The organism is Phenylobacterium aquaticum, from assembly GCF_022695515.1.
Classification (GTDB): Bacteria; Pseudomonadota; Alphaproteobacteria; order Caulobacterales; family Caulobacteraceae; genus Phenylobacterium; species Phenylobacterium aquaticum.
In genome coordinates, this window is record NZ_JALDPT010000018.1 from 66,895 (window position 1) to 90,923 (window position 24,029).

Annotated in this window: 20 protein-coding genes and 1 tRNA gene; 15 read left to right on the plus strand and 6 right to left on the minus strand. The window is 68.2% G+C overall.

What is annotated here, in order from left to right:
- Nucleotides 1-3 precede the first annotated feature (3 nt).
- The 3 genes from MQH10_RS14560 to MQH10_RS14570 all read left to right on the plus strand — a co-directional run bounded on the left by MQH10_RS14560 (nt 4) and on the right by MQH10_RS14570 (nt 2,435).
- Nucleotides 4-870, plus strand: a complete 867-nt coding sequence (locus MQH10_RS14560) for an alpha/beta fold hydrolase (protein ID WP_242564756.1) — start codon at nt 4-6, stop codon at nt 868-870.
- Nucleotides 871-888: 18 nt separating this feature from the next.
- Entirely contained in the window at nt 889-1,536 is a 648-nt protein-coding gene (gene kynB, locus MQH10_RS14565; RefSeq protein WP_242564757.1) for an arylformamidase, read from the plus strand.
- 74 nt (nt 1,537-1,610) lie between these two features.
- On the plus strand, nt 1,611-2,435 hold the full coding sequence (locus tag MQH10_RS14570; protein ID WP_242564758.1) for an enoyl-CoA hydratase/isomerase family protein: 825 nt from the start codon (nt 1,611-1,613) through the stop codon (nt 2,433-2,435).
- 4 nt (nt 2,436-2,439) lie between these two features.
- Here MQH10_RS14570 and MQH10_RS14575 read toward each other — a convergent pair whose 3' ends face one another.
- A complete protein-coding gene (locus MQH10_RS14575; RefSeq protein WP_242564759.1) occupies nt 2,440-3,243 on the minus strand; it encodes a transporter in 804 nt (267 codons plus the stop codon).
- 364 nt (nt 3,244-3,607) lie between these two features.
- Between MQH10_RS14575 and MQH10_RS14580 the strand changes: the two genes are divergently transcribed.
- Both MQH10_RS14580 and MQH10_RS14585 read left to right on the plus strand, forming a co-directional pair.
- Nucleotides 3,608-5,200: a flavin monoamine oxidase family protein gene (locus tag MQH10_RS14580; RefSeq protein WP_242564760.1), complete on the plus strand. Its 1,593-nt coding sequence runs from the start codon at nt 3,608-3,610 to the stop codon at nt 5,198-5,200.
- A gap of 14 nt (nt 5,201-5,214) precedes the next feature.
- The gene (locus MQH10_RS14585) at nt 5,215-5,601 is read left to right on the plus strand and encodes a c-type cytochrome (RefSeq protein WP_242564761.1); all 387 of its coding nucleotides are present in this window, start codon (nt 5,215-5,217) and stop codon (nt 5,599-5,601) included.
- A gap of 37 nt (nt 5,602-5,638) precedes the next feature.
- On the opposite strand, the gene MQH10_RS14590 is transcribed toward MQH10_RS14585, so the two are convergent.
- A complete protein-coding gene (locus MQH10_RS14590; protein ID WP_242564762.1) occupies nt 5,639-7,549 on the minus strand; it encodes an alkyl/aryl-sulfatase in 1,911 nt (636 codons plus the stop codon).
- Nucleotides 7,550-7,709: 160 nt separating this feature from the next.
- Between MQH10_RS14590 and MQH10_RS14595 the strand changes: the two genes are divergently transcribed.
- Both MQH10_RS14595 and MQH10_RS14600 read left to right on the plus strand, forming a co-directional pair.
- Entirely contained in the window at nt 7,710-8,204 is a 495-nt protein-coding gene (locus MQH10_RS14595) for a DUF2061 domain-containing protein (protein WP_242564763.1), read from the plus strand.
- 51 nt (nt 8,205-8,255) lie between these two features.
- Nucleotides 8,256-9,011: a PIG-L family deacetylase gene (locus MQH10_RS14600; protein ID WP_242564764.1), complete on the plus strand. Its 756-nt coding sequence runs from the start codon at nt 8,256-8,258 to the stop codon at nt 9,009-9,011.
- Here the strand turns inward: MQH10_RS14600 and MQH10_RS14605 are convergent.
- The 4 genes from MQH10_RS14605 to MQH10_RS14620 form a co-directional block, all read right to left on the minus strand.
- Nucleotides 9,008-10,168 carry a Gfo/Idh/MocA family protein gene (locus MQH10_RS14605; RefSeq protein ID WP_242564765.1) on the minus strand — a complete coding sequence of 387 codons (1,161 nt, stop codon included), beginning with the start codon at nt 10,166-10,168 and terminating at the stop codon, nt 9,008-9,010. The genes MQH10_RS14600 and MQH10_RS14605 overlap by 4 nt on opposite strands.
- A gap of 7 nt (nt 10,169-10,175) precedes the next feature.
- Nucleotides 10,176-11,504: an omega-aminotransferase AptA gene (gene aptA, locus MQH10_RS14610; protein WP_242564766.1), complete on the minus strand. Its 1,329-nt coding sequence runs from the start codon at nt 11,502-11,504 to the stop codon at nt 10,176-10,178.
- A gap of 98 nt (nt 11,505-11,602) precedes the next feature.
- Nucleotides 11,603-12,847, minus strand: coding sequence for a carcinine hydrolase/isopenicillin-N N-acyltransferase family protein (locus MQH10_RS14615; protein ID WP_242564767.1), 1,245 nt, complete (start codon nt 12,845-12,847; stop codon nt 11,603-11,605).
- A 72-nt stretch (nt 12,848-12,919) separates the two neighbouring features.
- Nucleotides 12,920-12,993: transfer RNA gene (locus MQH10_RS14620), tRNA-Cys, on the minus strand.
- A gap of 152 nt (nt 12,994-13,145) precedes the next feature.
- Here MQH10_RS14620 and MQH10_RS14625 point away from each other — a divergent pair.
- From MQH10_RS14625 to MQH10_RS14660, 8 genes are all read left to right on the plus strand, one after another.
- Complete coding sequence (locus MQH10_RS14625) at nt 13,146-13,715, plus strand: protein-L-isoaspartate O-methyltransferase family protein (protein ID WP_242564768.1); 570 nt, start codon at nt 13,146-13,148, stop codon at nt 13,713-13,715.
- Nucleotides 13,716-13,941: 226 nt separating this feature from the next.
- Nucleotides 13,942-15,357 (plus strand): TolC family outer membrane protein, encoded by a 1,416-nt coding sequence (locus MQH10_RS14630; protein WP_242564769.1) that lies wholly within the window; start codon nt 13,942-13,944, stop codon nt 15,355-15,357.
- A 144-nt stretch (nt 15,358-15,501) separates the two neighbouring features.
- Complete coding sequence (locus MQH10_RS14635) at nt 15,502-16,014, plus strand: DUF2497 domain-containing protein (RefSeq protein ID WP_242564770.1); 513 nt, start codon at nt 15,502-15,504, stop codon at nt 16,012-16,014.
- 99 nt (nt 16,015-16,113) lie between these two features.
- The gene (locus MQH10_RS14640; RefSeq protein WP_242564771.1) at nt 16,114-18,780 is read left to right on the plus strand and encodes a valine--tRNA ligase; all 2,667 of its coding nucleotides are present in this window, start codon (nt 16,114-16,116) and stop codon (nt 18,778-18,780) included.
- A 62-nt stretch (nt 18,781-18,842) separates the two neighbouring features.
- The gene (locus MQH10_RS14645; RefSeq protein ID WP_242564772.1) at nt 18,843-19,718 is read left to right on the plus strand and encodes a glycerophosphodiester phosphodiesterase family protein; all 876 of its coding nucleotides are present in this window, start codon (nt 18,843-18,845) and stop codon (nt 19,716-19,718) included.
- A gap of 114 nt (nt 19,719-19,832) precedes the next feature.
- On the plus strand, nt 19,833-21,344 hold the full coding sequence (locus MQH10_RS14650) for a S10 family peptidase (RefSeq protein WP_242564773.1): 1,512 nt from the start codon (nt 19,833-19,835) through the stop codon (nt 21,342-21,344).
- Nucleotides 21,345-21,467: 123 nt separating this feature from the next.
- On the plus strand, nt 21,468-23,216 hold the full coding sequence (locus MQH10_RS14655; protein WP_242564774.1) for a class I adenylate-forming enzyme family protein: 1,749 nt from the start codon (nt 21,468-21,470) through the stop codon (nt 23,214-23,216).
- 42 nt (nt 23,217-23,258) lie between these two features.
- On the plus strand, nt 23,259-23,999 hold the full coding sequence (locus MQH10_RS14660; RefSeq protein ID WP_242564775.1) for a TlyA family RNA methyltransferase: 741 nt from the start codon (nt 23,259-23,261) through the stop codon (nt 23,997-23,999).
- The last annotated feature ends 30 nt before the right edge of the window (nt 24,000-24,029 follow it).

The window sequence follows — 24,029 nt, forward strand, 5'->3', positions numbered from 1 at the left end:
ACCATGGACGCGGACGGCATCAGCTTCGGCTTTCGGGATGTGGGCGGGCTCAGGCTGCATGTCGCCGAGGCCGGGCCGCCGGACGGGCCCCTGGTCATCCTGCTGCACGGCTTTCCGGAATTCTGGTTCGGCTGGCGGGCCCAGATCCCGGCGCTCGCGGCCGCGGGCTTCCGGGTGATCGCCCCGGACCAGCGCGGCTATAGTCTCAGTGATAAGCCGGCCGGCGCCTCAGCCTATCGGCTGGACCTCCTAGCTCGTGACGTCTTCGGCCTGGCGGACGCCTATGGCCGGACGACCTTCAGCCTGGTCGGCCATGACTGGGGCGCTGCGGTGGCCTGGTGGGCGGCGACCTTGCAGCCTGAACGGGTCGGGCGGCTGGCGATCCTGAATGCGCCCCATCCGGCGCTCTGGCGTCGCGCCATGCTGGAAGATCCGGTTCAGCGCGCCAAGAGCCGCTACGTCCAGTTGCTGCGCCTGCCCTGGCTGCCGGAGCTGATGCTGTGGGCCGGCGGCTATCGGGGCCTTTCCCAGGCTCTGGAGGGCGCGGCCCGGCCGGAGGCCTTTGGCGCGGCTGAGCTTGCGCATTATCACGACGCCTGGCGCCGGCCCGGCGCGCTGACCGGCGCCCTGAACTGGTACCGCGCCCTGTTCCTGCAGCCCTTGCCGGTTCCCGCCCCGGGAAGCCTGGTCACCCCGACCCTGGTGCTCTGGGGCGACCGCGACGCCTATGCCGAGCCGCGGCTCGCCGAGGAGAGCGCGGCCCTGTGTGCGAACGCCTCCGTTCGCCATTTTCCGGACGCCACCCATTGGCTGGCCCATGACGAACCCGCGGCGGTCTCCGAGGCCCTGACCGCCTTCCTGTCGGCCTGAGCGAGAGAGCCCCGACCCATGACCGAGATCGATGAAGCCGGCCGCCGCATCTGGGACATCAGCCAGCCCCTGCGTCCGGGCCTGCCGGTCTGGCCGGGCGACACTGCCTATCAGGAGGAGCGCACCTGGCTCCTGGAGGGCGATTGCCCGGTCAATGTCAGCCGCCTGACGCTCTCGACCCATTCCGGCGCCCATGCCGATGCACCGCTGCATTACGACCCGGCCGGCGAGCCGATCGGCCAGGTGGGGCTGGTTCCCTATCTGGGCCCGGCCCAGGTGATCACGGCCCAGGGGGCAGGGGAGCGCATCGCCCTGTCCGAAGTGCGGGCGCAGTTGAGGCCCGGCGTCCGGCGGGTGCTGCTGCGGACCTATGACCGCTTTCCCCATGACGCCTGGCGATCAGACTATCGCTGTCCGTCGACGGAGTTGGTCGATCATCTGGGGGCGGCCGGCGTCGTCCTGATCGGCATAGACAGCCCCTCGCTCGATCCCGAGACCGCCAAGGACCTGGTGGGCCACCAGGCGGTGCGGCGCTGGCGCATGGCGATCCTGGAGGGCCTGGTGCTCGATGGCGTGGAGGATGGTCTCTACGAGCTGATCGCGCCGCCCCTGCGGCTGGAGGGCGCCGACGCCGCCCCGGTGCGGGCGATCCTGCGGTCGCTCTGACCCAAGGTCAGGCTTGCGCCCCGGGCCGTGCGGTCCTTAGCTGGCGGCCAAACCGACAAAGGGAGAAACGCGCCATGAGCGAGACGCTGAACAAGCCGGCGGCGGAGACGTCGGACGAGGTCCTGTACGAGGTGTCCGAGGGCATCGCGACCCTGACCCTCAACCGCCCCGACCGGCTGAACACCATTTCCGGCCCCATGCTGGACCAGCTGACCCAGCTGCTGCTCAAGGCCAACGCCGATCCGGAGGTGAAGGTTATCCTGCTCACCGGCGCGGGCCGGGCCTTCTGCGCCGGGCTGGACCTGGTCAGCGCCACGCAGGGCACCGGCATCGGCGGACAGACCCAGCGGGTCTCGGTCGATCTCGACCTGCGCAACACCCCGCCGACCGTGCTGTTCGCGCTCGACAAGCCCTCGATCTGCGCCCTGAACGGCTCGGCGGCCGGCTACGGCATGGACATCGCGCTGGGCTGCGACATGCGGGTCATGGCCCAGGGCGCCAAGATGGCCGCGGCCTTCGTCAAGCGCGGGATCGTGCCCGAGAGCGGCGGCACCTGGTATCTGCCGCGGATGATCGGCTGGGCCAAAGCCTCGGAGCTGATCTTCACCGGGCGGACCCTGTCAGCCCAGGAGAGCCTGGAGCTGGGCCTCGCCAATCACGTCGTGCCGGACGCCGAGGTCGCGTCCAAGGCCCGCGCCCTGGCCGCCGAGATCGCGGCCAACGCGCCGCTGGCGGTGCAGAGCTCCAAGCGCTTGATGCGCATGGGCCTGCAGGAGACGTTCAACGATCACGTCCACCACGTCTTCCTGCAACTGATGCAGCTGTTCCGCACCGAGGACTTCCGGGAGGGCATGACCTCCTTCCTCGAAAAGCGGCCGGCCGAGTTCAAGGGCCGCTAAGTATCTAGAAGCGCCGGGCCAGGCCGAAGTAGGCCTCGAGGTCCGGCGTCTTCCGGTTCAGCCCGGCGTTTGCCCCGATGTCGAGCTGCAGATTGGGCAGGCCCTGGGGGATCCAGGCGGCGGAGAGGTCGAAGCTGGCCTGGGTGGTGTGGCCGGCGGGATCGTCATCGACCTGGGTCCAGAGTTCCGCGCCCAAGCTGACGGGCCCCACCGCCTTGCTGAGACCCGCCGTGAACGATCCAGCGGCGTGCGTCCCATGCCCGTTGGAATTCGCGGCGACGTCGAGTTCGGTGGTGAGGCCGAGCCCCACGGTGTCGCTGAGCGAGATCGCCACCGGCACGATCACGCCGCCCTGCCAAGCGTCGGCCCCGATGCCCGAGCGGCCGGTCGGCGCCGTGACGAAGGGCTGGACCGCCACCGACAGGCCCGAACCGTCCGGATTGAGCAGGGACTTGCGCACCGCCAGCGTCAGGTCGCCCGCGCCGCTGACCCGACTCGACGGCCCGCCGCCGTGCTGACGCGACTGCACGTAGGGTGACCACGCCAGTTCCGCCTCAAGGGTCGGGGTGAGGCCATAACGCAACCCCAGATCACCGATCAGGGTGGATTCGGTTGTGACGCCCGCCGTGCGGTCGCGGGTGTAGTCGACCCCGCTCACCTCGACCTGGAAGCGCCCCTGATCGAGCACGCAGGGCGGCGAACCCTTGCCAGGACGGTTGGCGCACAGGGCGCGGCCGTCCTCGGCCTGGGCGAGGCTGGCGATGCTCAGGGCCAAAGCCGCGACACCGGCGAACATCAGGGTTTTCATAGGGGCTCTCCAGCGGTGTGATCTGCCTGGGCGGCGCCGTTCAGCTGGGCGTCCATAGACGCGGATTCAGGCAGGCGCCCGATCCCTACGCCGAGCGCCCAAGCTTTGGGCGCCGTCCGGGGATTTGCGAAACTCATATGCGGCCTGACAAGATCGCGATTGTCACGCCCCGGCCCGGTTCCTCCATTGGCCCCATTCAAGGGCGGATCGAGACGCTGGGCGTCCCCCGCAAACATTTGAATGGCCCAAGTTGGCGGACGGTGAGGCAAGCGTCTTTTCCCAGTCCATCGAAGGCGAAGAATTCCGGCGTGGACGGACTCTCCTCCGCGCGCGCAGGATTGTTTTAGGGGAGCGGGGATAAAAAATGGGTTCTCAGTTCATGATGGGCGGCGGGGTCTCGCGGCGTCGGTTCCTGGAAGGGCTCGGCGGGATCGGCGGATCGTCCCTGCTGATGGCGGGGATGAGCGCGCTGGGCTTCGGCATCGCCTCGGCTCAGGCTGCGCCGCCGAAGCTGACCGGCGGCGGGGGCAAGCGGGTCGTGGTGCTGGGCGCTGGCGTCGCCGGCATGACCTCGGCCTATGAGCTGTCCCGCGCCGGCTACGACGTGGTGGTGCTGGAGGCGCGCGGCTTCGCCGGCGGCCGCTGCCAGACCGCGCGCAAGGGGTTCCAGCTGACGGAGCTCGGCGGCGAGACCCAGAACTGCGACTTCGACGACGGGCTCTACATCAATCACGGCCCCTGGCGGATCCCCTATCACCACCAGTCGACCCTGCATTACACCAAGGAATTCAACGTCCCGCTGGAGATCTTCGTCAACGACAACGACAACTCCTATGTGATGTTCGACAAGGGCAAGGGCCCACTCGCCGGCAAGCCGGTCCGCAAGGGCCAGGTGGCCGCCGATATCCGCGGCGCGGCCGCCGAAATGCTGGCCAAGCAGGTCAAGCAGGGCGCGCTCGACCAGCAGATGACCGCCGACGACCGCGAGGCCTTCATCGCCTATCTGGTCCATGAGGGCTATCTGACCAACGACCTGGCCTACAAGGGCACGGAGGGCCGCGGTTTCGATGTCGATCCGGGCCCCGGCGTGGTTCCCGGGCCGGGCAAGCCCTCGACCCCGTTCCCCTTCACCGACGTGCTGCACTCCAACGCCTGGCGGACCCTGTCCTCGGTGACGGCCTATGACCAGCAGCGCACCATGTTCCAGCCGGTCGGCGGCATGGACCGCATCGCCAAGGGCTTCGAGGGCGCGATCGGCAAGCTGATCCGCTACAATCACGTGGTGAAGAAGCTGCGCCAGAACGACAAGGGCGTGGAAGTGGCCTATGTCGACGGCGACGGCGTCTCGGGCGTCATCAAGGCCGACTACTGCATCTGCGCCATCCCGCTGTCGGTGCTGCGCCAGATGGACATCGAGGTGTCCAAGCCCTTCAAGGAAGCGATCGGCGCGGTGTCCTACGCCCTGGTCGGCAAGATCGGCATGCAGATGAAGCGCCGGTTCTGGGAAGAGGACCACCACATCTATGGCGGTCACATCTATTACGACGACCCGGACATCAACTCGATGGCGCTGCCCTCCACCGGCTGGCAGAGCAAGAAGGGGATCATCCTGGGCTACTACCAGTTCGGCGCCAACGCCGCGAAGGTTTCGGCCCTGTCGCCGGCCGAGCGCCAGGCCCTGTCCGCCAAGGCGGGCTCCAAGGTGTTCCCCGAGTTCGCCGACAATGTGGAGACCTCGTTCTCCGCCGCCTGGCACCGGATCGAGCACAATCTGGGCGGCTGGGCCCAGTGGAGCGATGACGCCCGCAAGGACGCCTATCCGCTGCTCTGCGAACCGGACGGCCGGATTTATCTGACCGGCGAACACCTGTCCTATCTGACCGGCTGGCAGGCCGGGGGCATCGAGTCGGCCTGGCAGCAGATCGCCAAGCTTCACGCCCGCGTCCACGCCGCCTGATCTGGAGTTAGACCATGCGTATCGCCCTCTCGCTGGCCGTGGCGCTCACGGCCCTGTCCGCCACGCCCAGCCTGGCCGCCGACGGCCAGCACCTGTTCCAGGAGAACTGCTCGGCCTGTCACCAGGTGACCGGCAAGGGTGTTCCCGGCGCCTTCCCGGCGCTCGCCGGCAGCAAGGTCGCCCAGGGCGACCCCAAGGATCCGATCACCCGGGTGCTGAACGGCCGTGGCGGCATGCCGGCCTTTGGCGGGGAGCTCTCGGACGCCGAGATCTCCTCGATCCTGACCTATGTCCGCGGGGCCTGGGGCAACAAGGCCAAGCCGATCGCGCCGACCGACGTCGCCAGCCTGCGCACCGGCGCCAAGCGCGAGAACGCCAAGGCCTCTCTGCAGGCGCACTGAATGGGGCAGGGGGCGCGGTGAGCGCGCCCCCTGATCCTTAGGGTCGCCAGACGATCGGGAAGTTGGGTTTGAAGGCGTCCATCCAGCCCATGATCCTGCCAAAGGCGGCTGGGTCGCCCTCCAGCTTGGCCTGACCCGCCTTGACCATGGCGGCCGGATCGCCGCCGCCCATCGACATCATCAGGAACATCGGCCGGTTGAGCGTCAGGGTCGCGTCGGTCGCCCCGGCCTTGGGATCGGCTTCCCAGGTCAGCACGCCATTGGCGACGGCCACCCGGAAATGCTCCTTGCGGTCGGGGAAGACGAGGTCGACGGTCGCGTGATCAGCCCCGACCTTGTCGGCGTTCAGCCGCACCGACATCAGATCCAGGAACATCGGCGTGGTCATGTTGCGGATCAGGTCCAGCGACACGCCCGGCCCCGCGCTGGTCTTGATCCCGCTTCGCAGCTCACTGGCGGCCGACAGGTACATGTTGCGCCAGATGGCGTTCTCGGTCGCGTAGCCCATGGCGTCATAGACCTGGGCCAGCAGGTCGCGGGCCTTCTGGTTCTTGGCGTCGGCATAGACCAGCCGGTTCAGGAGGTCCGCCGCCCAGCGATCGTCGCCCTTGGCGTGGGCCGCCTTGGCCAGGCCCAGCACCTTGGCCGGACCGCCCATGGCCGCCACATAGCGCGCGCTCTCGTCGGCGGGCTCCAGGGGCGCCAGGTTCACCGGATTGGCGTCGTACCAGCCCATATAGCGCTGATAGACCGCCCGGCTGTTGAAGCTGAGCGAGCCGTAATAGCCGCGGTTGTACCATTCGCGATCCAGGGCCGGCGGCAACTTGATCCGGTTGGCGATCTCGTCGCCGGTCAGACCCTCGTTCATCATCCGCACGGTCTGATCGTGCAGGTACTTGTAGGAGTCACGGTGCTTGGCGAGGAAGTCGTCGACCACCGCCTGACCGAACCGCGGCCAGGCGTGGCTGGTGAACATGACATCGGTCTTGTCGCCATAGAGGCGGATCGACTCGGTCAGATAGTCGGCCCAGGCCTTGGAGTCGCGGACCAGGGCGCCGCGTGGGGTCAGCACATTGTGCTGCGAGGCGTTGGCGTTCTCGGCCATGCACAGGGCGTGCAGGTCGGGGAGATAGATGTTCATCTCCGACGGGGCCTCGGTGCCCGGCGTGATCTGGAACTGCAGCCGTACGCCGTCGACCACCATCTCCTGGCCGGTCGTGGTCACGCTGACCGTCGGCGGGATCAGGGTCTGGGTTCCGGGGCTGATCGCCGCCCCGATGCCGGACGACACCTGACCCGTCGGGCCCTTGGGCAGGAAGTAGCCGAACTGATAGGTGGCGCGCCGGCCCATGGCGTTGCCGGCGATGATGTTCTCGCTGACCGCGTGCTCCAGGAAGCCGGCCGGGGCGATGACCTGGGTCTTGCCGCTGTCCACATCGGCCTGGGCAACCATGCCCCGCGCGCCGCCAAAATGGTCGGTATGGCTGTGGGTGTAGATCAGGGCGACCACGGGTCGCGCGCCCAGGTTCTCGGTGACCAGGTCATAGGCGGCCTTCGCCACCTCGGACGAGGTGAGGGGATCGATCACGATCCAGCCGGTCTTGCCGGCGATGAAGGTGACGTTGGAGATGTCGAAGCCGCGCACCTGCCAAACGCCTTCGGTCACCTTGAACAGGCCGTGCTTGGTCAGCAGCTGGGACTGCCGCCACAGGCTGGGATTGACCGTCGCCGGCGCCGGTCCTTTCAGGAAGTCATAGGCCGACAGGTCCCAGACCACCCGGCCGTCAGCGGCCTTGATCAGCGGATCCTTGCGGGTCGCCACGAAGCCGTGGTCGGCGAAATCGAAATCCTGGCGGTTGGCGAAGTCGGGTCCGCCGGCTGGGGCGGGAGCGGCGAGGGCCGAGGTCGCGGCCAGGGCCAGGACGAGCGGCAGGATCATCTTGCGCATGGGGTTCCTCCGACATGATTAAATTGGCAGTAAACGCGCCAAATTCTCTTGTCCAGGGTCATCAGACCCGCTCATCGGGTCGATAGTCTTTCTGGCGGGCGGCGGACGGGGGAGGCCCCTATATCCCTAGCAGCTACATAGGTCTTGTCGGAGCGCGCCCGTGTCACATCCTGCCGAACCCGTCGCGCGCCCGTCCGAGCACCATCTGCGCTCCCTGATCAAGGGCGTGAGCTGGCGGGTGGTGGGCAGCCTGGACACCTTCGTCCTCAGCTATCTGGTGACCGGCAACGCCAAGTGGTCGGTCTCGATCGCCTCGGTCGAGGCCCTGACCAAGATCGCCCTGTTCTATTTCCACGAGCGGGTCTGGGAGCGCCTGGCCTGGGGCCGCGAGGTCGAGGCGCACTGGCGCTCGGTGGCCAAGGGGGCCAGCTGGCGCGCCGTGGCCACCCTCGACACCTTCATGCTCAGCTGGCTGATCACCGGCAGCGTCAAGTCGGCCGGCGCGATCGCCAGCTTCGAGGTCTTCACCAAGATCACCCTGTTCTATCTGCATGAGCGCGGCTGGAAGCTGATCCCGTGGGGCCGGACTCCGGTGGCGACCGTGGCGCCGGCGCCCCAGGTCGCGCCGCCGGCCAAGTCCGCGGCCATCGCCTAGGTTTTCGTCCCGGCCCTGTTTAGGCTGACCGGCCTGACACGAGGCCTGTCCATGACCACCATCCTGGCGATCCACGCCCACCCCGACGATATCGAGACCCTGGGGGCGGGGACGCTCGCCCTGCTGGCCGCCGCCGGCCACACGGTCGTCATCGCCACGGTCACCGCCGGCGATCTGGGCTCCAATCTCGCCGGGCCCGAAGAGACGGCGCGCATCCGCCAGGCGGAGGCCGCGGCCGCGGCCGAGCTGATCGGCGCCCGCTATCTCTGCGCCGGCGTGCCGGACCTCGGGGTGTTCAACGACGATGTCTGCCGTCGCAAGGTGACGGAGGCTGTGCGCGCCGCGCGGGCGGACATGGTGCTGACCGCCTCGCCGGTCGACTATCACCCCGATCACGAGGCCACGAGCATCCTGGTGCGCGACGCCTGCTTCGCCGCCTCCGTCCCCAACTACCGCACCGGGCCCTCTGAGCCCCTGGCGGCGATCCCCCACCTCTATTTCATGGACCCGATCGGCGGTCGCGACCGCGAGGGCCAGAGGGTCATTCCCGACTTCGGGGCGAATATCGAAGCGGGGTTCGAGACCAAGCGCGCCATGCTGGCGGCCCATGTCAGCCAGGACGACTGGGTCGCGCGTCAGCACGGTATTCCCGACCACCTGCAGTCGATGGAGGCCTGGTGCCGCCGGCGGGGGCGGGACTTCGGCGTGGCCATGGCTGAGGGCTTCCGCCAGTACCGCCATCACCCCTATCCCAGGAGCCCGCTGCTGCAGGAGCTGCTGGGCGAGGCCCTGGTGCGGCCGGTCTAGACGCCGCGGGCGGCGTCGTAGCGCGCCCACATGGGGGCGCAGTCGACCATTTCGCCCCGGGTCATGGCCTCATCGATCGCCATGACCGTCAGGCCCGCCTCCATGGATTCGAAGGGCGTCACGGGGAAGGGTTGGCGGCCCTCCAGGGTAGCCAGCAGGTCGCGGGCCATGGACTGGTCGGCGCCGTTGTGGCTGTCCTCGGTGCGGCCGCCATAGTCGATGCGCTCGGGCTTGCCGCGATCCATGGCCCTGCGGACCATCAGCTTGTTACGCACCAGATCGGCCAGCAGGGTGCCGTCGGTCCCGGCCACGTACCAGCGCCGCTCGGGCAGGGCGACATGGCTGTTGGCGTGGAAGCTCAGCCGCACCTTGTTGGCGTATTCCACGAGCGCGTTCTGGTGGTCGGTCACGTCCATGTCGGAATGGAAGGCGTCATTGGCGCTGGACCAGCCGGCGTCGCGCAGGGCGTAGGCGGGCTGGCCGTCGCTGTAGGTTTTCGGCGCATCCGCACGTTCCGGAACGAAAATACTGCGCCCGCCGAAGCTGGCGACCTTGGCGGGGCGGGCGCCGGCGATGCGGCCGAAGATATCGAAGTCGTGGCAGACCTTGTCGAGCAGATAGGAGCCACCGAACTCCTGCCTGCGACGCCAGTTGCGCGCCAGATAGCCGCCATGCTCGGGCGGTAGATGCTCGGTGGCGTCGATGGACACCACCTGGCCCAGTTCGCCGGAATCCACCCGCGCGATGACCTCGCGCACGATGGACATCGAGCGCATGACCAGGCCGATGAACACCGGCGGCAGGCCGCCGCCGGACAGGCGTTCGGCCAGCGCCAGGGTCTCCTCCTCGGTCCGCACGATCGGCTTCTCCGCAAAGATCGGATAGCCGGCGTCCAGCGCCAGGTTGAGGTGCTCGAAATGCAGGTGGTTCGGCGAGCCGATCATCACGAGGTCATAGGGCCCGCGCGCGAACAGCTCGGCGGGACTGGCGACCTCGATCCCGGGGTCGATCTCCGCGGCGGCCATGATCGGCGCCCCGACCGGGGCCGGATCGACGTGGCAGGCGACGTCCAGGCTCCAGCCCACTTCCTTCATCGCCGACAGCACATGGGCGATGCGCTGGCCCAGGCCGATGACGCCGATCCGGTAGGTCTTCATGGAACGCCTATTTGATGTGGCTAAGAACACCGCGCAGCAGACTGAAAAGCTTGCCGATATCGTCCGCGGACGCAATGAGCGGCGGCGACAGGGCGATGATGTCGCCGGTGGCGCGCACCAGCAGACCGGCCTTCAGCGCATTGACCAGGGTCTCATAGCCGCGGGCGCCCGGTTCGCCGTCGCGGGGCGCGAACTCGATCGCTCCCATCATGCCGATGTTGCGGATGTCGATGATGTGCGGCAGGTCGGCCAGGCCATGGATGGCCTCCTCCCACAGGGGCGCGGTGGCCGCGCAGCGGGCGAACAGATCCTCGCGCTGATAGATTTCCAGCGTCGCCAAGCCGGCGGCGCAGGCCACAGGATGGCCGGAATAGGTATAGCCGTGGAACAGCTCGATCACCGCCTCAGGCCCATGCATGAGCTGATCGTGGACCTCCCGCTTCACGAACACCGCCCCCATCGGCAGGGTCCCGTTGGTGATCCCCTTGGCGGTGGTCATCAGATCCGGCGTGACCCCGAAATACTGGCTGGCGAAGGGCGCGCCGAGGCGTCCGAACCCGGTGATGACCTCGTCGAAGATCAGAAGGATTCCATACTTGTCGCAGATGGTCCTCAGTCGCTGCAGATAGCCCTTGGGCGGCGGCAGGACCCCGGCCGATCCCGCGACCGGCTCGACGATCACCGCCGCAATGGTCTCGCCCCCGTGCAGGGCGACGATGCGCTCCAGCTCGTCGGCCAGTTCGGCGCCGTGTTCCGGTTGGCCCTTGGAGAAGGCGTTGCGGGCGAGGTCGAAGGTGTGGGGCAGGTGGTCCGTGCCCGGCAGGTTGAGGAAGGTGCGGCGGTTGTTGACCAGCCCGCCCACTGAAATCCCGCCGAACCCGACCCCGTGATAGCCCTTCTCGCGGCCGATCAGCCGGGTGCGCTGCCCTTCGCCACGGGCGCGGTGATAGGCCATGGCGATCTTGAGCGCGGTGTCGACCGACTCCGATCCGGAGCCTGTGAAGAAGATGCGGTCCAGCCCTGGCGGGGCCACAGCGGTCAGCGCCTGGGCGAACTGGAAGGCGATGGGGTGGCCCATCTGGAAGGTGGGCGCGAAGTCGAGGGTCAGGATCTGGCGGCCGACCGCCTCGGCGATCTCGGTGCGACCATGGCCCGCGTTGACGCACCAGAGGCCCGAGGTGCCGTCCAGCACCTCCTGGCCCTCCGGGGTGCGGTAGTACATGCCCTTGGCCTCGGCCAGCAGCCGCGGCTCGGCCTTGAACTGCCGGTTGGCGGTGAAGGGCATCCAGAAGGCCGAAAGATCCGGCCGGTTGTCGCCGAATTCACCGTCGCTCATGTCGGGGCTCCTCAATCTGTGATCACGAAATCACGTTCGCGGAAACCCCGCCACCTGATTGAGCCGGGCCCAGCTGCGATCATACCCAGACCGGTTTTTTAGCCCGCCGCGGCGGGCAGGGCGCCTCGCCAGCGTGCTTCCGCGGCATCGGCGTCGCGCCAGCACAGGGCGATCGCGGCCGCCAGGGCGTCGTCGCCGCGCGCGGCGTCGATCCGCTGCTGGAAGGTCTGCTCCAGGGCGTCGCGTTCCGCCGCCATGAGGGCGTGGCCGGCGTGGAAGTCCTTCAGCGTCCGGCGATGGACCTGCTCGTGCCGCCACCACAGGCTCTGGGCGTCGAACCGGTCGCTCGGGGCGGGGCCGTGGTCGGGCAGGGGCAGGCCCAGGACCACAGGCTTGAACAGGCTGAGACAGGGGGCTGAGGTTCCCGTCACCCAGTGGATCGTCCGGCCGGCTCGGATCTCCGAGACCATCGAGGCCACCGACTGGCTGCGGCGCGGGCCCTCTGCGGCGTGCATGCAGATCGTGCGGCCGACGGTCTCGGCGGGGCTCCAGCCCGAGGCGTCGCCATGGTCGCGCAGGATCGCCATCATGGCGGCCGGGGTCAGCTGGTCATTTCCCTGCTCGAGCAGGCCCTGGCCGCGCGCGCAGCGCCCGCGCCCGAAGCTCGCCCGATCGCGCACCTCGTCGATCAACTGGGCCGCGACATCGAATCGGCCTGACGGATCCGTCCAGCCCGCCGCCCGGGCGTGGTCGGCGAATCCGTCGCTCACCCGGTCATAGTCGGTCCCGATGCTGTAGGCGTTGGACAGGGCCCGGACCGAGCCGACCCGTTGCAGGGCCCACCAGCGGCCGGCGGTCTCCAGGACGTAGGCCTCTGTCGCGTCGGCGATGATGAAGCCGTTGTTGTAATAGAAGCGTCCCAGGTGCCCGCAGTCACCGCCCTGACCGTGGCGCTCCAGGAGCTCGATGATGACCTCGACCGCCTGGGCGGCGCTGGCCGCCCGCTCCAGCGCCAGCCGCAAAAGGTCCATGCCGGTCAGGGCCCGCCTGCGCTGGGCCGCAGTCTTGGCGTGCAGGGCCTCGTTGCCGATCACCACCCCGTGCTCATTGGCCCCCATCTCCGCCCCCCACATCCAGAAGGGCCGGGAGATCAGGCAGGCGTGGGTCTCCTCGACATCGGGAATGGAGATGTAGGTGAGCTTGAGCTGGCCGGAGGGATCACGCCGCCGACGACCGTGAACTTCCAGCACCTGGGCCTCGTTGCGCTCGCGGTCGCTGTTCTTGGCGAACAGGGTTGCGCCGCGGGCGGTGGAGCGGGGCAGGGCTACAAGGGTGTCGCACATGGCCCGAGCTTATCCGCGCCGGGCGGCTTGTCGAACCCGCGCAAGGGAGTTCCGTCGCATGTTCGGGAAGTTTGGAGGCCTGACCCGGAATCGAACCGGGGTGCACGGATTTGCAGTCCGCTGCGTAACCACTCCGCCATCAGGCCGCCGCCAGCGTTTTGTGCACGCCAGGACTTGAAGAGGGCGGAGGGCTATCAGAACCCTCCGCGCCATTCAATCTCTCTCGCAAGGTCGCATTGCGTTCCGGTTAAGGGCGGACCTATAAGCGCGCAAATCTCGCGAACAGGTTCGAGGACTCATGTCCGATCTCGCCCAAGCCCGTCTGAACATGGTGGAGAGCCAGGTTCGTCCTTCCGACGTCACCGACGTGCGGATCCACGACGCCATGCGCGCCATCCCGCGTGAAGGCTTCGTGCCGGCCGGCAAGGCCTATCTGGCCTATGCCGACGACGCGGTGGAGTACGCCCCGGGGCGGGTGCTCTTGAAGCCCCGCGACGTGGCCAAGCTGCTGCAAATCCTGAAACCCGCCGAAGGCGAGACCGCACTCGCGATCGCCGCGCCCTATGCGGCCGCGGTTCTGGAGGCCCTGGGCCTGACCGTCACCCGCTATGACGAGGGCGACCTGAAGTCGCCGCCCGGCGCCAACTACGACCTGATCATCTGCGAGGGCGCCGTCGCCCGCGCCCCGGCGAGCTGGACCGGCGCGCTCGGCCTGGGCGGCCGTCTCGGCGTGATCGAGCGCGAGGGGCCGGTCGGCAAGGCCTGCCTCTATGTGCGGGCCGAGGATGGGATCGGTCGACGGACGGTGTTCGACGCCACGCCGCCGGTGCTGCCCGGGTTCGAGCCCGAGGCCGGCTTCGCGTTCTGAGGCGCGCCTGAAGCTTTGTGAAACACCTCGGAAACCTCTGGGTGAAAAAAGCTTAAGGTGCCGACCACTGGCCTCCATGCCAAACGACGGCCATATAGGGCGCGCAGTGTCTCGCCGTAGTCGGGGATTTCGAATGATCAATAGCCGTCGCGGAGGCCTTTTGGCCGCGGTGTCCTGCGCGGGCCTGATTGGCGCGCTCGTGGCCGGGCCTGCCTGCGCTGAAACCTTGGCTGACGCGATCGCGCTCGCCTATGACAGCAATCCCACGCTTCAGGCCCAGCGCGCCACCCAGCGCCAGCTGGACGAGAGCTGGGTGCAGGCGCGCAGCGGCTATCGCCCGACGGTCTCGACGTCCTTCACCGAGACCTATCAGGAAACCCGGACCCCCGGGGGCCGCGGCTACGCCGACACCAATGGCGACGGCATTCCCGACACACTGGTCAGCACCAGCATTCGCACCGCCAACGCCGCCTCCGGCGCCCTGACCCTGACCCAGCCGGTCTGGACCGGCGGTCGCGTGGGCGCGGCGGTCTCGGCGGCCGAGGCCGACATCCTGAACGGTCGCGAAAACCTCCGTAAGGTCGAGAGCAGCGTGCTGGGCGCCGTGATCCAGGCCTATGTCGATGTGCGGCGCGACCAGGAAGCTGTGCGCATCTACGAGAACAATTTCGCGGTCCTGACCCGCCAGTTCGAGGAATCCAAGGCCCGCTTCGATGTGGGTGAGATCACCCGCACCGACGTGGCCCAGGCTGAAGCCCGGCTCGAGGCGTCCCGCGCCTCGCTGCAGTCGGCCAAGGGCCAGCTCGCCACCAGCCGCGGCAACTACACTGCCGTCGTCGGTCAGGCGCCCGGCGAACTGGCTCCGGAGCCGTCCCTGGCCGAACTGCTGCCGGCCAGCGTCGATCAGGCCTTCGACATCGCGACCCAGGACAATCCGTCCATCCGCGCGGCGGAATACGCCGAACAGGCCAGCCGCGCGCGGCTGGCGGGTGCGCGGGCTGAGCGCATGCCCACGGTCGCGATCCAGGGCCGCCTGGGGTGGAGCGGCACCGCCGATCCGCTCGAGACCGACAAGATGTCTCGCGCCGTCACCGGCGTGGCCCAGGTCTCCGTGCCGCTGTTCAACGGCGGCCTGACCACCTCGCGGGTCCGCGCCGCGATCGAGAAGAACAACACCGACCGGATCAATATCGAGACGGCGCGTCGCTCGGCGATGCAATCGCTCACCCAGGCCTGGAGCACTCTGATCTCCACCCGGGCGAACATCATCTCCACCGACCAGCAGGTGAAGGCCGCCCGCATCGCCGCCGAAGGCACGCGCCAGGAGCTGCAGGTCGGCCTGCGGACCACCCTCGACGTGCTGAACGCCGAGCAGGAGCTGCGGTCCGCCGAGCTTTCTCAGGTCACGGCCCGGCATGACGAATATGTCGCAGCCGCCTCGGTGCTGAACCAGATGGGCCGCCTCCAGGCGCAATATCTGACCCCGGCGATCCCGCGCTACGACCCGAAGACGCACTTCGGCAAACTCCGTCTCACCTGGGGCTGGGTGCCGTGGGAGGAACCGATCGGCATCGTCGATTCGGCTTTGACCCCGAAGACTCACGAGCTGCCCCTCGATAAGCCGGCGTCTCCCTCTAAATAGGCTTCGCTAACCGCTGAAGGGACTACGGATTCGCGCGCGGCACGAATCCGCCCTTGCGCACCTTGGCGGAAATTGCAGGATCAAGCCTGGGCGCATACCCTTGCCCCACGGGATTCTTTCATTCGCACGAGCGCCGGTTCTCCCATGTCCGACCAGTCTTCCCAAGAACCGACGATGGAGGAGATCCTGGCCTCCATCCGACGCATCATCTCCGAGGATGATGCGCCCGCGTCGGATGAGGCGCCGGCGGCCGAACCGGAACCCGAGGCCTCGGCTGAGCCGGAGCTTCCGCCCCTGCCGGAGCCGGAGGAAGACGACGGCGTCCTGGAGCTCACCGAGAAGGTCGAGAGCCACGGCGACCTCGACGTCTACGCCGCCTCCTCGGAGCCGGTCGAAGAGCCCATCCACGATCTGACGCCCGCGCCGTCGCTCGGCGAAAGTCTGGTCAGCGATCCGGCCGCCGCCGCCGCCGCCGCCGCCTTCGGCGCGCTCTCCAGCGGCATCCTGATGCCGGCCGAGGGCCGCACGCTTGAGGACGTGGTTCGCGAACTCTTGCGGCCGCTTCTGAAGCAGTGGCTGGACGACAATCTGCCGCGCATCGTTGAGTCCACGGTGCAGGCCGAAGTCGAGCGCATTGCCCGCGGGCGAGTACGCTAAGCTGTCATCTGGCGGGGAAATCCCGCCGTCCCTGGCCGCTGCGATCCAACCTGAAACTTGACGCGGGCGGCGCCTCTGTTAAGCGCCGCCCCCATCACCATGCTTGAAAAATCCTTCGACCCCAAAACCGCCGAGCCCCGGCTCTACTCCGCCTGGGAAGCCTCGGGCGCCTTCGCGCCGATCGCTGATCCGGACGCCGAGCCGTTCGCCATCGTCATTCCGCCGCCGAACGTCACCGGCTCCCTGCACATCGGCCATGCGCTGAACAATACGCTGCAGGACGTGCTGATCCGGTTCGAGCGCATGCGGGGCAAAGCGGCGCTTTGGCTGCCCGGCACCGACCACGCCGGCATCGCCACCCAGATGGTGGTCGAGCGCCAGCTGGCCGCGGCCGGCAACGCCACCCGTCGCGACCTCGGCCGCGATGAGTTCGTCGCCAAGGTCTGGGAATGGAAGGCCGAGAGCGGCGGAACCATCACCAACCAGCTGCGCCGCCTGGGCGCCTCCTGCGACTGGAGCCGCGAGCGCTTTACCCTCGACGACGGCCTCTCGGCCGCCGTGCGCAAGGTGTTCGTGAAGCTGCACAAGGACAAGCTGATCTATCGCGACAAGCGGCTGGTGAACTGGGATCCCCAGTTCCAGACCGCCATCTCCGACCTCGAGGTCGAGCAACGCGAGGTCGACGGCCATTTCTGGCACTTCGCCTATCCGCTGGAGGACGGCTCCGGCGAGATCGTCGTCGCCACCACCCGGCCCGAGACCATGCTCGGCGACACCGCCGTGGCGGTCCACCCGAGCGATGAACGCTACAAGCACCTGATCGGCCGGGCCGTGCGCCTGCCGATCGTCAACCGACCGATCCCGATCATCGCCGACGAATACGCCGACCCTGAAAAGGGCTCGGGCGCGGTGAAGATCACGCCCGCCCACGACTTCAACGACTTCCAGGTCGGCAAGCGGCACAACCTGCCGCAGATCAACATCCTGGATGACTTCGCCCGCATCAACGAGAACGGCCCGCGCGACTATCAGGGCCTCGACCGGTTCGCAGCCCGCAAGAAGGTGGTCGAGACCTTCGAGGAACTCGGCCTGCTGCGGGGGATCGAGAAGACCCGCCACATGGTGCCGCACGGCGACCGCTCGGGCGTCGTGGTCGAACCCTATCTGACCGACCAGTGGTACGTCGACGCCAAGGTCCTGGCCCAGCCCGCCATCAAGGCGGTGGAGGAGGGCAAGACCGTCTTCGAGCCCCGTCACTGGGAGAAGACCTATTTCGAGTGGATGCGGAACATCGAGCCCTGGTGCATCTCGCGCCAGCTCTGGTGGGGCCACCGCATCCCGGCCTGGTACGGGCCGGACGGCAAGATCTTCGTCGCCGAGACGGAAGCCGAGGCCAGGGCCCAGGCCCGCGAACTCTATGGCCGCGATGAGCCGTTGCGCCAGGACGAGGACGTCCTCGACACCTGGTTCTCCTCAGGGCTCTGGGCCTTCTCGACCCTGGGCTGGCCGGAGCAGACCACCGACCTGAAGCGGTTCTACCCGACCAACACCCTGGTCACCGGCTTCGACATCATCTTCTTCTGGGTCGCCCGGATGATGATGCTGGGCATCCACTTCATGGGTGACGTGCCGTTCCATCGCGTCTTCATCAACGCCCTCGTCCGCGACGCGGAGGGCAAGAAGATGTCGAAGTCCAAGGGCAACGTCATGGACCCTCTGGAACTGGTGGACGAGTACGGGGCCGACGCCCTGCGCTTCACGCTCACCGCCATGTCGGGCCAGGCCCGCGATATCAAGCTGTCGCGCGAGCGCATCGAAGGCTACCGCAACTTCGGCACCAAGCTGTGGAACGCGGCCAATTTCTGCCAGTTCAACGGCTGCGCCCGGGCGGAAGGCTTCGACCCTGCCCAGGTGAAGGGCGTCCTGAACCGCTGGATCATCGGCGAGACGGTGCGCACCGCCCAGACGGTGACCGCGGCCATCGAGACCTGCGGCTTCGACGGGGCGGCCAACGGCCTCTACCGCTTCATCTGGAACAGCTTCTGCGATTGGTACGTCGAGCTGGCCAAGTCGATCCTCAAGGGCGAGGACGGCGCCGCCAAGGCGGAGATGCAGGCCACCTCGGCCTGGGTCCTGGACGTGATCCTGAAGCTGCTGCACCCGGTCATGCCGTTCCTGACCGAGGAACTGTGGCGCCAGACCGCCGACCTGGGCGCCGCCCGGGCCGAGCCCATGCTGATCTCCGCCCGCTGGCCGGATCTGTCAGAAGGCCTGATCGATCCCAAGGCTCAGGCCGAGATCGCCACCCTGGTCGCCGCCATCGGCGGCGGCCGCGCAGTGCGCAGCGAGCTGGGCGTGCCCGGCGGGGCGCGTCTGCCGGCCCTCGAAGTCGTCGACGCCTCGGCCGAGGTCCGCCGCATCTTCGAGACCAACAGCGCGATCATCCAGACCATGCTCCGCGTGGACGCGATCAGCTTCGTCTCCGCGCCCAGCGCGGGCGCCGTGCCCTTCATCGAAGGCGCCGACACCTACGCCCTGCCGGTCGCCGAGCACATCGACATCGCCGCCGAGAAAGTCCGCCTGGCCAAGGAAGTGGCCGCCCGCGCCAGCGACATCGCCCACGTGATGAAGAAGCTCGGCAATCCCGACTTCCTGGCCCGCGCCAAGGAAGAGGTGATCGAGGAGAACCGCGAGCGGCTGGAGGAGGCCGAGGCCGCCAAGGCCAAGCTCGAGGCCGCGCTCGCTCGCCTGGAAGGCATGAACTAGGTCGACGCAGGCTTGTCGCGGAACCTGGGCTATGCTCCGGGTTCCGCCGACAGGAGCATCCCATGACCCAGCCTCAGATCATCGCCGGCGCCTGCGGCTATGGCGTCTGGCCGACCAACTCCCTGGAGGGGGCGGTGGCCTGTCTCGATACACCCGTCGCCGGGATCGAGATCGACGTCCACCTGACCGCCGACGGTCATGTGGTCGCCCACCACGACTATCGCATCGCCGCCGACTCCAGCCGGCTGAAGGGGGCCTTCCTCGATGCGCCGGGCCCTCTGCTGCGCGACGCGACCCTGGCCGAACTCCAGGCCTATGATCTCGGGCGGGTGAGAGAAGGGGGCGCCTACGCCCGCCGCTATCCCCATAAGATCGGCCTGGACGGCGTGGTCATGCCGACCCTGCCTCAGTTGCTGGAGGCCCTGGCCGCGGCCCCGGGTCCGCGGCGCTGGATCTTCGTGGAGATCAAGACAGACCCGGCGGACTATCGGGAATCCGCCGATCCCGTTGCGCTCACCGACGCGGTCCTGCGCGACCTCGACGCCGCCGACTGGGCCGCCCACAGCAAGATCATCGCCTTCGACTGGTCGCTGCTGCGCGATCTGAAAGCCCGTCGGCCGGAGATCCTCACCGCCCACCTGACCGTGCCGGACGCCATGAAGCCCAAGGTCACGCCCCTGGCCAACGGCGACTCCCCCTGGACCGATGGCTGTGATCCCCGCCATTTCGGCGGCTCGGAGCTGCGCGCAATCCAGGCCCATGGCGGGCGGGAATGGTCGCCGCACATCTCCGACGTCACGCCCGAGCGGGTCGCGGAGGCCAAGGCGCTCGGCCTGGCGACCGGCGTCTGGGGCGTCTCCAGCGCGGAGGAGATCGCCGCCATGTCCGCCCTTGGCGTGGAGGTCCTGACGGTCTCCGGGCCGGCCTGGAGCGCCTGATCGCCCACGGCAAGGACCTGCCCCGAGGCCGGCGGAAATCTGAAAATCTGTCTCCGGATTAACTTGCGGGCGGCGGCGGTTTGGCCAATCTGGCGCAAACTGGGGGACAGAGTCTTGCGATCGATCCTGCGTGCGGCCGTGGCGGCCATGCTTATTGCGGCCAGCGCCGCGCCGGCGTCCATGTTCGCCGAGGAGCCGGCCAAGGCCGATGCGGCCAAGCCCGACGCCGCCAAGACAGACCTGCCGCCATTCCCCGCCGACGCCACGGTCAAGCAGGTCACCCACGTGGCCGGCAAGACGCTCAACTACACCGCCACCGTCGGCTCCCTGCCGGTGCGCGACGAGAAGGGCAAGAAGATCGCCGAGGTGGTCTTCACCGCCTACACCCTGGATGGGCCGCGCGATCCCAAGCGCCCGGTCACCTTCGCCTTCAACGGCGGCCCCGGCGCGGCCTCTGTCTATCTGAACCTGGGCGCGATCGGCCCTAAGCGTGTCCAGTTCGGCGCCCAGGGCGACAGCCCCTCCGATCCCGCGGTCCTGGTCGACAATCCCGGCACCTGGCTCGACTTCACCGACATGGTGTTCATCGACCCCGTGGGCACCGGCTTCTCGCGTAGCCTGGTGGACGAGGCCGAGACCAAGAAGAACTTCTTCCAGGTCAAGGAAGACATCCATTACCTCTCGCGGATCGTCTTCGACTGGCTGGTCAAGAACGGCCGCATGGCCTCGCCGAAATACGTGGTGGGCGAAAGCTATGGCGGCTATCGCGCCCCGGCCATCGCCTATGATCTGCAGAGCGACCTGGGCGTCGGCCCGTCGGGCGTGATCATGGTGTCGCCCTTCCTGGACGCCCACATGGGCGTCGCCGAGGACTTCTCGCCCATGCCCTGGGTGGTCAATCTGCCCTCCATGGCCGCCGCCAACTATGAGCGCCAGGGCAAACCCCTCAGCCCCGAGACCATGGCGGAAGTCGAGGGCTACGCCCGCGGCGAGTTCGCCGTGGACCTGATGAAGGGCCGCGACCCCGCCGCGGTCGCCCGCGTCGTCGATCACGTCACCCGCTACACCGGGGTCGATCCCGCCCTGGTCCGGAAGATGGGCGGCCGCGTCGACACCGGCACCTTCCTGCGCGAGCTCTATCGCGACACCGGCAAACTCGCGAGCGTCTACGATTCCAACGTCACGGCGTTCGATCCCTATCCCTGGTCCCAGGCTCAGCGGGCCAATGACCCGATCCTGGCCACCATCATCGCCCCGACCACCTCGGCCATGGTGGACTTCATGACCCACACGGTCGGCTGGAAGGTGGAGGGGCGCTACAACGCGCTCTCCAACGCGGTGAACGCCGCCTGGGAGAAGGACTGGTACAACAAGATCGAGTCCGTCTCGGACCTGCGCCAGGCGCTGGCCGCCGACAGCAAGATGAAGGTGCTGATCGTCCACGGCTATGACGACCTCAGCTGCCCCTTCTTCGCCTCGCGCCTGATCGTCGACCAGATCCCCCAGATGGGCGACCCGTCGCGGGTGAAGCTGCAGATCTATCCGGGCGGCCACATGTTCTACAGCCGCCCCGACAGCCAGTCGGCCTTCCGGCGGGATGTGAAGGCGCTGTTCGGCGCCTCCTGATCCGGCGAGCGGCTCAGCGAACAACGCTCTCAAACGGCCGTTTGCGTCGGCCGCTAGGTTATGCTTGTTCACCTATGACGACGCGGAAGTCAGAATCCGTGCTGCACCATTAGGAGAACGCCCATGCCAGAGGCTGCCCTTCCGGCCGGTTGGCCCGCCATGTCCATCGCCCAGGCCCATGGTCTGCTGACCTCGCCGGGCATGCCTTTCGAGATGGAGACCAAGACCATCCGGGGCGTCGAGATGCGGGTCTGGAAGAACCAGCCCCCGACCCTGCGCGCCATCGTCGAGGCCGCCCGCGCCCATGGCGAGAAGGTGCTGCTGGTCTATGAGGACGAGCGGGTCACCTTCGAGGCCTTCTATCGCGCCGTCTCGGCCTTCGGCCGTGAGCTCCAGGCCCAGGGCGTGGTCAAGGGCGACCGGGTCGCCATCATCATGCGCAACCTGCCCGAATGGGTCGTGGCCTTCTATGGCGCGGCCTCCATCGGGGCGATCGTCACCCCCCTGAACGCCTGGTGGACTGGCGCGGAGCTTGAATACGGCCTGACCGACTCGAGCGCCAAGATCGCGATCATGGACGCCGAGCGTTATCAGCGCCTGATCGAGCATCTGCCGCGCTGCCCGGACCTCGCCCGCGTCTATGTCAGCCGGGAGATCGAGGAGATCGCCCATCCGCTGGTCACCAAGCTGGAAACGGTGATCGGCGCCGCCACCGACTGGGCCAGCCTGCCCGATCAACCGCTCCCGGAGGCCGAGCTCGACGCCGACGACGACGCGACCATCTTCTACACCTCCGGCACCACGGGTAAGCCCAAGGGCGCCCTGGCCACCCATCGCGGCGTCAATTCCAACATCCTGTCGGGCGCCTGCGCCGGCGCGCGGGCCTTCCTGCGTCGCGGCGAAAGGCCGCCCGAGCCGGATCCCAACGCCCCCCAGCGCTCGACCCTGCTGTCGGTGCCCTTCTTCCACGCGACCGGCTGTTTCGCCGTCCTGAACCCCTCGCTGTTCGGCGGCGCCAAGCTGGTGCTGATGCACAAGTGGGACGTGATCCGCGCCTTCGAACTGATCCAGCGCGAGCGCATTCAGTCGGCCGGCGGCGTGCCGACCATCGCCTGGCAGCTGATCGAGCATCCCCTGCGCGGCAACTACGACCTGTCGTCCCTGGAAAGCGTCGCCTATGGCGGCGCCCCCTCGGCGCCGGAACTGGTCCGCAAGATCAAGGAAACCTTCCCCAAGTCGGCCTCCGGCAACGGCTGGGGCATGACCGAGACCTGCGCCACCGTCACCACCCACGGGGCGGAGGACTACACCAATCGGCCGATGTCCTGCGGCCCGGCCGTGCCGGTCGCCGAGCTGCAGATCCGCGACCCGGCCGACGGCGTGACGGTGCTGGGGGTGAACGAACTTGGCGAGCTGTGGGCCAAGGGGCCCATGATCGTGAAGAACTACTGGAACAAGCCCGAAGCCACGGCCCAGACCTTCGTCGATGGCTGGGTGCGAACCGGCGACCTGGCGCGCGTGGACGAGGAGGGCTTCTGCTTCATCGTCGACCGGGCCAAGGACATGCTGATCCGCGGCGGCGAGAACATCTACTGCATCGAGGTCGAGAACGTCCTCTATGACCACCCGGCGGTGATGGATGCGGCCCTGGTCGGGATTTCGCACAAGACGCTTGGCGAAGAGCCCGGCGCGGTCGTCACCCTGAAGCCCGGCGCCGAGGCCACCGAGGCCGAGCTTCGCGCCCACGTCGCCGAACACTTGGCGGCGTTCAAGGTGCCGGTGAAGGTCAAGTTCTGGCACGAGACCCTGCCGCGCAACGCCAATGGCAAGATCCTCAAGAACGAGCTCAAGAAGCTGTTCGAAGAGGCCTGAGGTTCGTCGCCCCTCCCTGCGGCGGTCTGCTAAAGGGAGGGGATGACAAAGTCCCGCGCCGATCTGCTGCTGGTGGCCCGCGGCCTGGCCGACAGCCGGGCCAAGGCCCGGGCGGCCATCGAGGCCGGGGGCGTCACCGCCGACGGCAAACCGGTCGCCAAGCCTTCTGAGATGCTCGACGAGGCCTGCGATCTGCAGGCGACCATGCTCCACCCCTATGTCGGGCGCGGGGCCTTGAAGCTGCTGCACGCCCTGGAGCTCTGGCCGGTCGAGGTGAGCGGCGCGGTGGTCCTGGATGTCGGCGCCTCGACGGGCGGCTTCACCGAGGTCTGCCTCGAGCGCGGGGCGGCCAGGGTCTATGCGGTCGATGTCGGTCGCGCCCAGCTGCATGAACGCCTGGCCTCGAACCCCAGGGTGATCTCGCTGGAGGGCGTCGACGCCCGCGACCTCGACGCACGCCTGATCCCTGAAGCGCCCGACCTGGTGGTCTGCGACGCCTGCTTCATCGGCCTGGCCAAGGTTCTGCCCGCGGCGCTCGCCCTGGCGCGGCCGGGCGCCGACCTCATCGCCCTGGTGAAGCCGCAGTTTGAGGTCGGCCCGGGCCGGGTGGGGAAGGGCGGCCTGGTCAAGGACCCCGCCGATCGGGCCCAGGCCGTGGCCGGCGTCATGGCCTTCCTGGAGGCGTCCGGCTGGCCGGTCCTGGCCCATGACGACAGCCCGATCGCCGGCGGCGACGGCAATCTGGAATTCCTGCTGCACGCACGAAAAAGCCGCCCGGACTGATCCGGGCGGCTCCTGCGTTCGTTCAGGCGT